The sequence below is a fragment of the Clostridium sp. UBA7503 genome, assembly GCF_002477055.1.
Classification (GTDB): domain Bacteria; phylum Bacillota; class Clostridia; order Clostridiales; family Clostridiaceae; genus Clostridium_J; species Clostridium_J sulfidigenes.
The window spans coordinates 1-14,780 of record NZ_DLNT01000042.1 but is presented as its reverse complement, the minus strand read 5'-3'; the positions used below and the strand labels follow the sequence as shown (position 1 = coordinate 14,780).

At 26.7% G+C, this 14,780-nt stretch carries 11 protein-coding genes and 1 tRNA gene; 11 read left to right on the top strand and 1 reads right to left on the bottom strand.

Annotation, left to right across the window (positions count from 1 at the left end; all coding sequences use genetic code 11):
- Position 1 precedes the first annotated feature (1 nt).
- From B3630_RS11460 to B3630_RS11410, 11 genes are all read left to right on the top strand, one after another.
- A tRNA-Phe gene (locus B3630_RS11460) sits at positions 2 to 77 on the top strand.
- A gap of 176 nt (positions 78 to 253) precedes the next feature.
- Positions 254 to 607, top strand: a complete 354-nt coding sequence (locus tag B3630_RS11455) for a hypothetical protein (RefSeq protein WP_346898247.1) — start codon at positions 254 to 256, stop codon at positions 605 to 607.
- Between the two features lie 14 nt (positions 608 to 621).
- A complete protein-coding gene (locus B3630_RS11450; RefSeq protein ID WP_346898245.1) occupies positions 622 to 1,347 on the top strand; it encodes a viral A-type inclusion protein in 726 nt (241 codons plus the stop codon).
- Between the two features lie 253 nt (positions 1,348 to 1,600).
- Positions 1,601 to 3,985 (top strand): tripartite tricarboxylate transporter TctB family protein, encoded by a 2,385-nt coding sequence (locus tag B3630_RS11445; protein WP_346898243.1) that lies wholly within the window; start codon positions 1,601 to 1,603, stop codon positions 3,983 to 3,985.
- The gene (locus tag B3630_RS11440) at positions 3,986 to 4,912 is read left to right on the top strand and encodes an ABC transporter ATP-binding protein (protein WP_346898241.1); all 927 of its coding nucleotides are present in this window, start codon (positions 3,986 to 3,988) and stop codon (positions 4,910 to 4,912) included.
- Between the two features lie 12 nt (positions 4,913 to 4,924).
- Positions 4,925 to 5,794: an ABC transporter permease gene (locus tag B3630_RS11435; RefSeq protein ID WP_346898239.1), complete on the top strand. Its 870-nt coding sequence runs from the start codon at positions 4,925 to 4,927 to the stop codon at positions 5,792 to 5,794.
- Entirely contained in the window at positions 5,791 to 7,308 is a 1,518-nt protein-coding gene (locus B3630_RS11430; RefSeq protein WP_346898237.1) for a hypothetical protein, read from the top strand. Before B3630_RS11435 ends, B3630_RS11430 begins: the two co-directional genes overlap by 4 nt.
- 14 nt (positions 7,309 to 7,322) lie before the next feature.
- Positions 7,323 to 8,306: a MoxR family ATPase gene (locus B3630_RS11425; protein WP_346898235.1), complete on the top strand. Its 984-nt coding sequence runs from the start codon at positions 7,323 to 7,325 to the stop codon at positions 8,304 to 8,306.
- A gap of 1 nt (position 8,307) precedes the next feature.
- Positions 8,308 to 9,189, top strand: coding sequence for a DUF58 domain-containing protein (locus tag B3630_RS11420; protein WP_346898233.1), 882 nt, complete (start codon positions 8,308 to 8,310; stop codon positions 9,187 to 9,189).
- A gap of 11 nt (positions 9,190 to 9,200) precedes the next feature.
- Positions 9,201 to 10,988, top strand: coding sequence for a VWA domain-containing protein (locus B3630_RS11415; RefSeq protein WP_346898231.1), 1,788 nt, complete (start codon positions 9,201 to 9,203; stop codon positions 10,986 to 10,988).
- A gap of 59 nt (positions 10,989 to 11,047) precedes the next feature.
- Positions 11,048 to 13,915: a VWA domain-containing protein gene (locus tag B3630_RS11410; RefSeq protein ID WP_346898229.1), complete on the top strand. Its 2,868-nt coding sequence runs from the start codon at positions 11,048 to 11,050 to the stop codon at positions 13,913 to 13,915.
- A 117-nt stretch (positions 13,916 to 14,032) separates the two neighbouring features.
- Here the strand turns inward: B3630_RS11410 and bcp are convergent, their stop codons facing one another.
- A complete protein-coding gene (gene bcp / locus B3630_RS11405) occupies positions 14,033 to 14,506 on the bottom strand; it encodes a thioredoxin-dependent thiol peroxidase (protein WP_346898227.1) in 474 nt (157 codons plus the stop codon).
- Between the last annotated feature and the right edge of the window lie 274 nt (positions 14,507 to 14,780).

Below are 14,780 nucleotides of genomic sequence, written 5' to 3'. Positions count from 1 at the left end.
TGGCTCGATAGCTCAGTCGGTAGAGCAGAGGACTGAAAATCCTCGTGTCGCTGGTTCGATTCCTGCTCGAGCCACCAAGAATCTAGATTTTATAATCTAGGTTCTTTTTTTATTGGGTTTTTATAACTAGTATATGACATAGTATAAATCAATTAAATTTTATTTATTTTAGTGTTTTGGATAATTATTCTATTAATATAAAATATAAGAATACGATAATTAAGTAATGGAGTTTGATAGGGGTGAGAGTATTATGGTAGATAGAACATATCTTGATACTGAAAAACTTACAATTTATGAAAATAGGAAAGTTAAGAAGCTAAATAAATCAAATTTAATTGATGATGATTTAAATAATAACAAGAATAAAAATTTTAAGGAACAATTAAATAAATTTAAAAAGCAACAAACTAAAGATAATATAAAAAAAGTAGACAAAGATAATGAGCCAGAAGAAGATATTATAGTGGCCGAAAGTCTAATTGATTTAATGAATGAGAATAGAATAATAACTGAAGTTGTAAGAGAAAAGTTATTAAATAATCCAGAAATAAGAGATTATATAGATAAAGAAGAAGAAATTTTAAATACCATTATAAATAAATAAGGGGGATAAGCAAAATGAAAATAAATGCAATGGGAATAAACATATCACAAAATAATAATATTAACAAAACAAGTGCATTGTTTAAAAATATTAAGATAGATGAAGAGGACAAAGAAAGTAAAAGTTTGAAATTCAATAATAAAAATAATCAAAATGAGCTACTTAATAATTTTGAAAAGATAAAGCAAGAATTGCTACACCAAAAGGAAGCTTTAAGAGAAAAACAGATGAGTCCAGAAGAAAAAAAGTATAAAATTGAAGAAATAAATAGTAAAATTCAAGAGGTAGAAGCTCAAATACAACAATTATTAATGAATGAGAAGCAAAAAGAAATAGACAAGAAAAAAGAGGAACTTGAAGCAAAAAAAGTAGAAGCAGAAAAGAATAAAGTAAATGAAGATGAAGTAAAGGATGGAGTTATAATATCTGCTAGTTTGAATGAACTTATAGAGATAAGTCATTCTACAGAATACATAAATAGATTAAAAGATATAAAAAATAGATTAAAAGTTGAATCGGGATATATTAAGCCAAATGAAAATTCTAATTCATATAATAATAAAAAATTAACTAGCTTAAGTAAAAGTATATTGAATATAGAATCTAAGATATCCAATGAGATAGGAAATATAAATAAAAATGCTAATAGGATGAAGGATAAAATTAAGAATGAAATTGATAAATTAGAAAACAATGAAAATGAAGAGAAAAAAGCTGAAGAAGAATTACAAAAAAAATAAATATAAATATAAATGTAGATGGGTTATACAAGTAAAACTTATCTACATTTTTTTATAAATATATATTTTATATAGATTTTTACAAAATTATTTCGTAAATAAATTGTAATGTATTTGTAATAAATTTACTAATTAAACTATGTTAAAATTAAACATGTAGTAAATAAAAATAAATATATTCAATTTAAACTAAATATATTCATAGATTAGAAATAAACAGTAGATGTTTATAGATTAAATAGGGGGTAAATTAATGATTTTAAAAAACAAATTAATAAAATCTAGGTTTATACTGACTATATTCAGTATAATTTTTATATATAATATTTTAAATTTCAATATAGCAAGTGCAATAGATAATAAATATAACATAAATTTAAAGGCTTCTTATGGGGTAGATGGAAGATATAAAATTAATAGTAAAACTCCTATCAATTTAGTGATTACTAACAATGGGGTGGAGTTTCAGGGGAAGGTACAAATTGAAACATTGGTTCCAGATACAAATAAATATGATTTAAATACTGAAAGTATAAATATTGCTGAAAATACAACTAAGAGCTTGTGGTACAACATAAATATTGTGAATAAGTTTAAAGTAAGGTTAATTACAGATAACAATGAAGTTATACATGAAGAAACAATCAATGTTAATAAAGGGAGATTAAATGATGGAGATACATTAGTAGGTGTATTGACTGATGATTTTAATGGTTTAAATTATATATCTAATATTAATGTCAATATGAATAATAATCCTGATATTGGGAATAAAAAATTAATTCCAGTTAGTATATCAGAAGAAGTTATAGAGAAAAATTCTAAGTCTTTAGATGTTATTGATATAATAATTATAAATAATTATGATACGTTAAAATTAACAGAGGATAATATAACTAATTTAAATCAATGGATATTTAATGGGGGAATTTTAGTAGTTGGTACGGGAGAGAATTATAAAAAAGTTATAGGTGGTATTAATAATAAAATTATAAATGGTACTTTTTCTGAAGCTATACCACGGGACATGAGTATTGGAGAAAGTAATGTAAATGTATTAGCAGTGAAAATGAATATCGAAGATTCTATGAGCTTGTTTGAGGATAATAATTTTATAAGCAAGGTTATTAAGAAAAATGGACAGATTATTGTATTTCCCTGGGATTTAGCTACAGAAAAGATTTCAAAGTCAAGTGAAAATAATTTAGTATGGGGAGAAATAACATCAGATTTTAATAATAAAATTGATAATGGTCGAGAAGGGTTTTGGAATTTTAATTCATTATTAAGTACAGTTAAGGATATAGGTCTGCCATCTTTTCAGCTTATGTTAATACTTTTTATAATGTATATATTAATTATAGGTGTACTAATCTATATTGTATTGAAGAGACTAAATAAAAGAGATTATGTATGGTTATTAATACCTATAATATCTATTGGGTTTACAGTTCTTATATATTTTATAGGCAGTAATTCAAGGGTTCAAGACATTATAGCTAATAAAATAAATATTGTATCAGTAGATTTAGATGGACAGACAAAGATCGAGAGTTATTTAGGGGTGTTAACAGCCAAAAGTAGAAAAGTAGTAATAGAAGAACCAGAAAATATAAATCTAAATCTCATAGAAAATACCAATGACTATTATAGATATAATAATAATTATAATAGCAATGAAAATGCAACTATGAGATTAAATATGATAAAAGAAGGGGATAAAACATACTATAATTTTGATGAAGTGTCTTCATTTAGTCCGGAAGTTTTTCAGGTTAGTAATTTTAATACTACCTTTGAACCTTTGGAGCAGGAATTGAAATTTTATAGTGGTAAGCTAACGGGATATATTACTAATAACTTAGGGTGTGATATTAAAAAGTTAATGGTTATGACTCCGTATAAAATATGGGATTTGGGAAGTTTAGCCAATGGTGAAAAGATATCTGTAGAGGATAGTGGTAAATTTACTTCTGCATTAAATATGTGTGAAATAACTAATAAAATTAGAGATGATAATTATAATAATAGTAATAAAAATAAAGATAATAAAAAGTATGAGTTAAGAACTTGTGAGTTATTGGACTATTTATATAATAACTCTATGTATGATAATAATAAAAATACTTCTAAACTAATTGCGGTTACAGAAAAGGAAGTAGAATATGAATTAAAAGTAAATGGTAAAACTCCTCTGAATAAAAATGATACTATATTCATAAATGATATAAATATAAGTTATAAGTCAGAAGATGGCACTATAGAATATCCATATGGTTATTTTGTACCATATATAATAGAACAAAGTAATGTAGATGGACATTATGACCCTAATGAAAGAACAATAAGTGGAAACTTAGAATTAATACTTAGTTATCAATTACAAGAAGATGATGTAGTTATAGAAAATATTAATTTTCAAAAAAATTACTCTCAAGGTAGTTCCAAAATGAAGGGTGAATATAAAATTTACAATTACAAAATTAAAGATTATGAAGTATTAAATTTTGATGACGAGTTAAGTTTAACTAACATAGAAGACTACATCTTAGATGGAAATATTAAAATTAAAATTCATGGTAATAATGAAGAGTGGACTAGAATTCCAGATATTTCTGTGAAGGGTAAGGTGAAGTAGATGTTAACTATAATAAATCTTGAAAAGTTTTATGGTAAATATAAAGCAGTTAATGGATTAGATATGCATCTAAAAAAAGGGGATATATTTGGATTTATTGGTCCTAATGGAGCAGGAAAAAGTACAACTATGAAAATCATTGCTGGGCTATTACCTGCTGATGGTGGAGAAATATATGTAGATGGGATAGATGCTTTAAAGGATAATAAAAAGTTAAAAGAAAAAATCGGATATATGCCTGATTTCTTTGGGTCTTATGAGAACCTAAAAGTTATAGAGTATATGGAGTTTTATGCATCTATTTATGGAATTGTAGGAAAAGAATCAAAAAATTTGATAATGGATTTACTAGAATTAGTTAACTTAGAAGAAAAAAAAGATGCCTATGTAGACGGATTATCTAGAGGGATGAAACAAAGACTTTGCCTTGCAAGAAGTTTAGTTCATAACCCAGAGCTGTTAATTCTTGACGAACCAGCTTCAGGAATGGATCCTAGATCTAGATTTGAGATGAAGGGTATTTTAAAAAATCTCAAAGACATGGATAAGACAGTTATCATAAGTTCTCACATACTCTCTGAAATGAATGAAATTTGTACATCAGTTGGAATTATAGAAGAAGGTAATTTGATATACTCCGGTGGTATAAATAACTTACTAAGCAGAATGAGTAGTAATAATCCATTAAAAATAATAGTAAGAGATAAAGTTAAGGAGTCAAAGGTTATACTTAGTGAACTTCCATATATAACAAGTATAAAGGAAAATTCAAAAGAACTTACAGTATTTTTTAATGGAGGAGAAATAGAAATATCTAATACTATTAAGGCTTTGGTATTAAAGGATATACCTATTGTTTCTTTTACTCAAGCAAGTGAAAATTTAGAGGATGTATTCATAAAGATTACTGAAAAGGAATCGAAGTAGGGGGAAAGAATTATGAAAATTAATCCTATATTGAAGAATGAAAGCAAGGTAGGAGTTAGAACCTTCAGATTTAATTTAATGGTTATGTTATATGTAGGCATACTTTCAATAGTAGCTATGTGGGCTTATTTTATTATAAATAGTGATAAATATGGTATAGGAATAGATTTAAGCAAATTTACAATGCTAAGTTTTGCCTTAGCTTGTGGGCAAGCGGTGCTATTGATGTTTATAGTGCCAGTACTTACAGCTACATCAATCACAGGAGAAAGAGAAAGGCAGACATTAGATATTTTACTTTCAACTAATTTGTCACCTATGAAAATAGTTTTAGGAAAATTAATGTCAACTGTAACAAAAGTTGCTTTATTAATTATTAGCACTATGCCAATATATGCTATAAACTTCTTAGTTGGAGGTACTAGTTTTAAAGAATTAATTATATTAACACTATTTTTTATAAGTACAACTATATATGTGGGATCTATAGGGATATTTATGTCTACTATATTTAAGAGTTCAAAATCTTCAACGGTGGCAAGTATATTAACAGTTTTATTTATTGTAATTGGAACTATTATAATAGGTTTTGTTGTTATTAGTAGAGATTATTATTATGCATTATCTAATAATACAATATCAACATTTACAATAAATCTACCATTTTGGTTGTATATTAATCCAACTATTGAGTTTATATATATCCTAATTAAACAGAATGGAATTTTATACTTTGCTCCTGATTTAATAAACTATATGAATTTAAATAAAATATTTGTTATATCTTTAATAAATCAAGGAATAGTAACATTATTGTTAATATTACTTTCAGCATGGAGATTAAATCCAGTAAGAAAATCAATTATTAAGGTGAGAAGATGAACAATATAGATAAACAAATTTCAAAGTTTATAAAGAAGGGTGGAAAAAGAATAAGGCTAAATGTATTTATAGAGAATTTACTAGTGTTACTAATAGTGGCATTAGGTATTTCCTCTATGGCAAGTGTATTAGGGTTATTTATACCCATATACAATTTATTTGAAATATGCTTTACTATATTCACTATATCTACTAGTATTTATATATTTATATATTTGTATAAGCTTAGACCAGATAATAAAAAGGTAGCTCTTAAGCTAGATTCCAAAGGTCTTAATGAGAGATTAATTACTTCATTAGAATTAATAAATAAGGATGATAACTTATCAAATGCACAGAAAGAAAATACTATAGAGGTAATAAGAGAAGTTAAGATTTCAAAAATTACTCCTTTTCATATCAAAAGAAAGAATCTATATAGACTAATAGCTATTTTAACAGTTTTAATTATTATTTTATTTATTCCAACTACTGCTAAAAATCGAGCTAGAGAGATTAGAAAGGTTAAGAAGTTTAATAAAGAAGTAATGGAAAAAATAAAGGTTGAGAAAAAGGATACTAGGGGTAGTGAGGAGTTATTAGAGGATGATAAGCTAGATATAGTAAAGGAATTAGATAAGTCTATAGATGAAATAAAGAAGAGTAAAAGTAAAATAGATACAGAAAAAGCTTTAAATAAGCTAGAAAAAAAACTAGATAATATAGAGAAAAATTTAGAAAGTGTAGATAGTAAAAATAAAATACAGAATATTGTGAAAAAACTAAGCTTAAACAAAGAACAATCAAGTGAAAAATTAGCTATGTTAAATAAAATAGCTGAGGAGTTATCTAAAATTGATAAAATGAAAGAGCTTAGTGAAGCTATAACTTCTCAGGATGAAGAAAAAATTAAAGAAGCTTTAAATAAATTAGGGGAAGATTTAAAGAGTCTAAAAGGCGAAGAAAAGGAAGAAATTTTAAATAATCTTGAGAATATATCTGCCAATATAACAGATGAAAATATAAAAGGTGCATTATCGTCTACAGCAGCATCCGTTAGTAGTGGGAATGTAGATCTTAGTAAGTTAGAAAATGCTTTGATAAGCTTAAATAAGGATTCAATCAATACTGATAATGGAGATAACAGTAATGGTACTGGAGCACAAAGTAATCAAAGTGGGAATGGGACAAATGGCCAAGATAACGGAATGGGAAATGGTAGTGGTTCAGGAAATGGAAGTGGATGGGATACTGGAAATAAAGAAAATGGAGCAGGAAAGCTTAATAATGGTGAAAAAGTATTTCTTCCTAATAGAGGTACAGGTGCTGATGATAACTTAAAAGGAAATATATCAGAAGGTGGTAATTCTCAGAGTATCACTACAGAGAATGGAGTAAACATAGCTGGAGATTCTGTAGACTATGAAAAAATTATTCATGAATATTCTAATAGTGAGATAGTAGGACTTAAAAATAAATCAATACCAAAATCACTACAGGATTTAATAAAAAAATACTTTGAAGAATTAAAATAAAGATGAGGTGGAAAATGGAGATAAATAAACAGTTAGTAGAAGATACTGTAGAAAAAATAAATAAATGTGAAATTGAAATATCTAAAGGTATCATAGGTCAAAAGGATGTAATAAGAAAGGTTTTAATAGGAATTTTATGTGGAGGAAATATACTTCTAGAAGGAGTACCGGGACTTGGTAAAACTCAACTAGTTAAAACTATTTCTATGGTTTTAAAGCTAAGTTTTTCTAGAATTCAATTTACACCGGATCTTATGCCTGCTGATGTAGTTGGAACAAACCTTATTGTTAAAGATAAAGAAGAAACTAAATTTAAATTTGAACAAGGCCCTATATTTGCCAATTTAGTTTTAGCAGATGAAATTAATAGAGCTACTCCTAAGACTCAATCAGCTCTTTTAGAAGCCATGCAAGAAAAAACTGTTACTGTAGGAAGAACCACATATAATTTACCTAATCCATTTATGGTTTTAGCTACACAAAATCCAATAGAGATGGAGGGAACCTATCCCCTTCCAGAAGCTCAGATGGATAGATTTTTATTTAAGTTAAAAGTCGATTTTCCATCCTTAAATGAGTTAAAGGACATTATGGATATTACTGTTACTAATAACAATGTAAATTTGGAAGGTATACTCACAGGTGAAGATATATTGGCTATGAGATCTATTGTAAGAGAAGTACCTATGGCAGAGGCAGTTAAAGAATACGCGCTAAAACTCATATTAGCAACTCATCCTGAAAGTGAATATTCTAATGATTTTGTAAAAAAGTATGTAGAAGTAGGAGCAAGTCCAAGGGGAGCTCAAGGTCTTTTTAATGGTTCTAAGGTGGAAGCTATTTTAAAGGGTAGACTAAATGTGGCTTTTGAAGATATAAATAATATTGCATATGCAGTGTTGAGACATAGAATATTCCTTAATTTTGAAGCAGTATCAGAAGGTATAACTACTGATATGGTTATTAAAGACGTTATTAAAAGTTTGAAGGTTATATAAAATGAACAGGAAATTTGATAAAGAATTTTTTAAAAAGCTAAACAATATTAGTATAAAATTAAATCTTAAGTTATCTAAAGGAACTCAAGGAGGTCGAAAATCTAAAGCTAGAGGAACTTCAGTAGAGTTCTCAGATTTTAGAGAGTATGTCCATGGGGATGATTTTAGAAGGGTAGATTGGAATGCCTATGGAAGATTTGAAAAATTATTTGTAAAACTTTTTATGGAAGAAAGAGAAGGTAACTTTAGTATATTTATAGATTGTAGCAAGTCTATGGATTTTGGTGAATTTAATAAAGGTAACATGGCCTTAAAAATAGCAGCATCCTTAAGTTATATTGCTATTAATAATCTTGATAGGGTAAGAATCGTTGCATTAAGGGAAGAGGGAACGGAACTATTTAATAGGGCAAGGGGAAAAGAATCTTTTATAAAGATTATAGATGGATTAGAAAGCATAGAGTTTAGTGGTAAAACAAACCTAAAATCAACTATAGTAAAAAATAGATTTACTAATATAGGTATGTCTATTCTAATATCAGATTTTTTAATTTCTAATGGAGAAGAAGAGATAGAAGAAATAGTGAAGTATCTTACTTATAAAAAACAACAGGTTGTATTTATACAAATATTATGTGAAAAAGAAAGAAATCCTGGGTTTATGGGAACTAAGAATATTATAGATATGGAAACTAAGGATGAGGCTAAAGTATCAATAACACCAAAGGTATTAAAACTATATAAGTCTAAGATAAAAGAACATGAAGATATGTTAAGAAACGTAGTTAAAAAGTATGGAGGAACTTTTATAAAGGTAAATTCGGAAGATGATATAGAAAAAATAGTTTTAACAGATTTGTTTAATCATAAGCTTTTAGGGTAAGGAGGAAATTTATGAGCTTTTTAAATATATGGCCATTATTTTTTTTATTAACCATACCCTTTATAATTTTATTATATATTTTAAAGGAAAAATCTGAGGATCTCTCAGTATCATCATTAATATTTTGGCAAGAAATTTATAATACATTGGAAGTTAATAGTCCTTTCGAAAAATTAAAGAAAAATATTATGCTATTACTCCAAGTATTGATTACATTACTAATTATATTAGCTCTTATGAATCCATTTATAAGATTTTGGGGTAAGGAATATACTGATTTAATAATAGTAATAGATAACTCAGCTAGTATGTTAGGTATAAATAAGGATGAAACCTGTATCAATAGAGGAAAAGCTATAGCTAAAGAATATATAGAATCTGCTATAAATGGCACAAAGATATCTGTTATTACAGCAAATAAGGATGCGGAGGTATTAGTTACAGCATCAGAAAATAAGGACTTAGTTAAAGATAAAATTGACAGTATTACTAAAAGTCTTAGTCCAGGGGATTTAAAGGGTTCTATAAAATTAATTGAATCAATGACTAAAGAGCTAAAAAATTATGAGGTGTTATTTATAACTGATGAAGAATTAGACATAGGAGATATAAATGGAAGAATAGTTTATTTAGATAAAAACAAATCTAATATATCTATAGATAATATTGCTCATAAAATAGAAGATGGAAAGGTATCAATAATATCAACCATAACAAATAGAGGAAATGATGATTATAGTGGAGATTTTTATCTTTATGGGGAAAAGGAATTACTAGAAGCTACTTCCATAGAATTAAAAAAAGGAGAAGAGATTACACTTAATTTTAATATAGAAGATACTGATATAGATTACTTAAAAGGTGAAATATCAGGAAAGGATGCCATATTAGAAGATAATACATTTTATCATGTAATGAAGAATAATGATGATAAAAAAGTATTGCTTGTAAGTAATAAAAATGTTTTTTTGGAGAAAGCTTTGTCTGTAGTTAGTAAGGCGGATGTAATAAAAACTAATGATATAAGTAATATATCTGAAAAAGATAGATATAATTTATATATTTTTGATGGCATGTTAGGTGAATATATGCCTCAGGATGGTAATATTTTAATAGTTAATCCAACAGAAAATAATTTATTTGGTGTATTAGGTGAACAAGCTGGTGGAGAAGCTGTGGTAGTTAGTGAAGATATACCTAAATACCTTCAGAATATGACTTTTATAGCATCTAAAATAAAGAAGACTGAAATGCCGTCATGGGCAAAGTCTTTAATAAATATAGGAGATAAATCTGTATTATTTCTCGGGAAACATAATAATCAGAAAGTTGCTGTAGTAAATTTTGATTTTCATGATACTGATTTACCACTTAAATCAGAGTTTCCTATGCTTATTGATTATATATGTGAAGAGCTTATAGATAGAAATATAGTTAATAGTAATTATATTGGTGGAGAGGATATAAAAATAAATGGAAGCTTTGCATATGATGAATTAATTTTAACTACTCCCAGTGGAAGAGTGCATACTATAGAGAATGATAGTATATTAAAGGAAAGTTTAGAGCTTGGAGTTTATGCTATAGAAGATAATAATCATAGTTTTAATGAAATATTCTCTATTAATTTTCCATCTATTGAGGAAGGAAATATAATGGAGGATACTATAGAGGATATAGAAGCTAGATCAAATAACAAGGGTAGTATTAAAGGTATGTTAAATATAACACCTTATATAATAAGTTTAATTATGCTTTTAATTATTGTGGAATGGGTTTTGTATAAAAAGGGATATTAAAGTATATATTAAAAATTAATTTTTTATAGCTATATAATCATTAGAAAGGGGGGACTGGAGTGAACTTTGAAATTGAAAAAGTATATTTGTTATTTTTAATACCACTAATTTTCATGGTAATGTACTTGATATCTAAAAAGATTAAATTTAAAGATAAAGGTATTAGTTTTATTAATATAAATAGGTTTATTATTATAACAATACTTATACTTGCTATGTGTAACATAAGTATAAGTATTAAGACAAAGGATTCATCAACCATATTTTTATTGGATTTATCTCATAGTATGAGTAATTATAAAGGTGAAATAAAGGAATTTGTAAAAAGTGCTATAGAAGATTCACCATCAAATAATAAAATAGGAATAGTTACTTTTGGTGAAAATCAAGAAATAGAACAGTTCCTTACCTACTCTAAAAGCTTTAATGATATTCAAACTTCTCCAATTGGTAATACTACTAATATAGAAGAAGCAATAAAATTTTCTTTAAGCATGTTTAAAGATAGTGACTATAAGAGATTAGTTTTAATTACAGATGGAAAAGAAAATCAAGGTGATATATTAGAAACGTCTACTTATTTTAAAGATAATAAAATTGATTTTCAAGTATATAAAGTAGATAGTAAACAAGTAGAAGATGTATATATAGAAGATATAGATATACTTGATAAAGTAGCTATAGGAGAAGAATTTTCTGTAACTGTAAATATTAAATCTAATATTAAGACAAAATCAAAGGTATCAGTATATTCAGGAAGAGAAAAAAAAAGTGAAAAAGAGATTGATATAGAAAAGGGCGATAATATATTTTTATTTAAAGATATTCAACATAAAGGTGGGTTTAAACCATATAAAGTAGTTATAGATCCAGAAAATGATGGAATTTCATATAATAATGAATATACAACATATACTAATATAGTTTCAAAACCAGAGATTTTAGTAATACAAGGAAAAATTGGTGAAGGAAAGGGACTTGAAGAAAATCTAAAGACTATAGGTAGTAGTTATACTATGATAAATCCGAGTACTGCACCTAGATCTATAAATGAACTTATAGAATATAAGGGAATATTTCTTTGTAATACCCATGTAGATGATTTACCTAAGGGTTTTTTAGAAAATGTGGAAAGTTATGTGAAAGATTATGGTGGTGCAGTTATAACTACAGGGGGAGATAATTCTTATGCTCTAGGGGGATATAGAAATTCGGTTTTTGAAGAGATACTTCCTGTTAGCTCTGATAAGAAAGGTAAAAATGAAATTCCGGAGATATCTTTAACGTTGGTATTAGATAGATCTTCTAGTATGCTGTCTTCAGATCAAGGAAGTTTTAGTAAAATTAGTTTGGCAAAAGAGGCTGCAATTAGATCCCTAGATAATTTAAGAGAAACTGATAATATAGGTGTAGTAACTTTTAATACAGAATATAGCTGGGCAGTACCTATGCAAAAGCTATCTAACAAAGATACGGTTTCTGATAAAATTAATGGTATTATAGCTGAAGGTGGAACGTCTATATATTCAGCGCTAAATGAAGCTTATAACAAGCAAAAAGAAAGTAGTGCAAAAATAAAGCATATAATACTATTAACAGATGGACAAGATGGTATGGGAGAAAATGAATATAAAGCTTTAATAAATGATATTAAGAAGGATAAAATGACTTTATCTACAGTGTCTATAGGTACTGATAGTAATAATCAATTGTTAGAATGGCTTAGTAATAATGCTGGGGGGAGGTACTATCATAGTGATATATATACAGATGTACCAAGAATATTTGCAAATGAAATATTAATATCTACTGGGGAATACCTAATAAATGAAGAATTTACTCCTAAAGTATCTGCTCATCATGATATTTTGAATAATGTTATAGATGAAGGGAAATTTCCACATCTTTTTGGTTATGTAGGTACTTCTATAAAAAATACAGCTATAGAGATAATGACTTCTCATATGGATGAACCAGTTTTAGCAGCATGGCAATATGGTATTGGTAGAGTAGTAGCATTTACCTCAGATGTAAATGGACAATGGAGTAAAGATTTATTAGCATTTGAAAAAATACCACAACTTTTTAGTAATATAATATCATGGACAATGATTGATTATGATAGTAGTGGAAATTTAAGTATTACACAGGAAGGAAGTATTGCAAAAGTACAATATGAGACTAACAATCATGAGGATAATAAGAAGGTTAAAGGAGCGTATACCTTTGAAGGAAACACTACGTCAGAATTTGAATTAAAACAAGTATCACCTGGTAAATATGAAGGAAATGTACCTATGAGTGAATTGGGATTCTATAGTTTTAACATTACTGAAGAGTTACAAGGTAAGATTATAGCTAGTCAATTAGGCGGGTTTGCATATCAATATTCTCCCGAATATAAATTTCAAGAACAATCTAATAGTTTATTAGCTTTAGTAGAAGATACTGAAGGAAAAATTATAAATTCTGTAGAGGATATATATGAGATAAAGAGCAATAAAGGCCATACTAAAAGGAATATAACTAATTTATTATTAATAACAGCTATGTTATTATTTTTATTTGATATAACTTATAGAAGGTTAGGTTTAAAGAGGTATATAAATAAGAAGCTCTTTTATAACATTAAAGAAAAGATATATGCAAGTAAAATAGAACAATACAAAGAAGAAAATAATACTCTAAAAGCAAAAAAAATAGGTAGATTAACTAAGAAAAATAAAGAAGAAAAAAATATATTAAAAAAAGAAATTATAAAAACAGACCTAGAAGAAAAAAAGCTAGATATAAAACAGAAAAAAACTAATATAAAGCGTATAAACATATATAAATATAGACTTAATAGGGATAAATACAAAAATCAAAATAGGGGGCTTAACACAGGTGAGTTATTAAAAAAGAAGCGTGAGAGAAATGAAAATTAAAAATATATGTTTAAATTAAAAATGAGCAACCCTTTTATTGTAAGTGAAAGGCTTGCTCATTTTAATTACAGATAAATAGTTAGATGTTTTGTTAAGAATATGTTTTAAATGATATACCTATACTAAATTTTCTTTAATGAAGTTAATTACTGCATCTACATGGCCTGGAACTTTAACTTTTCTAAATTCTTTAACTATGTAGCCATCCTTATTTATTATGAAAGTACTTCTTTCTATTCCAATAGTCTTTTTACCATACATATTCTTTTCTTTTAGAACATCATATAATTGACAAACAGATTTATCTTCATCAGCTAACAAAAGAAAGTTAAGTTCTTGCTTCTCAATAAACCTTTCATGAGATTTAACACTGTCTTTACTAATTCCAATAATTACTGTATCTAATGCATCTAATATTTCTTTGCTATCTCTAAAGTTTATAGCTTCATTTGTACAACCTTGGGTATTATCTTTTGGATAAAAGTATAATACTATATTTTTGCCTAAGAAGTCATCAATTGAGTGAGTATTGTTATCACTACCCATTAAAGAAAAGTTTGGAGCTTTTTTTAATTGTAATGTATCATTCATTATTATCATCCTCCTAAAGAAAGTTAATACTAATAATTAACTAATATCTATTATTAGTATTATAACATTAACAGGGATTAAAATATACAGAAAGTCTAGAAAAAAGGATTAATATACATATATAGTAAACATATATAAGGATACTTGTCCTGGTGTATCAATACAAGAAAAGAGAAGTATGTTGGTGAAAAATATAGGAATATATGAATATTATCTAGCTAACAGGTAAATAATGAAATTGAATCTATTTAAGATCATGATAAGATAAGTCTTG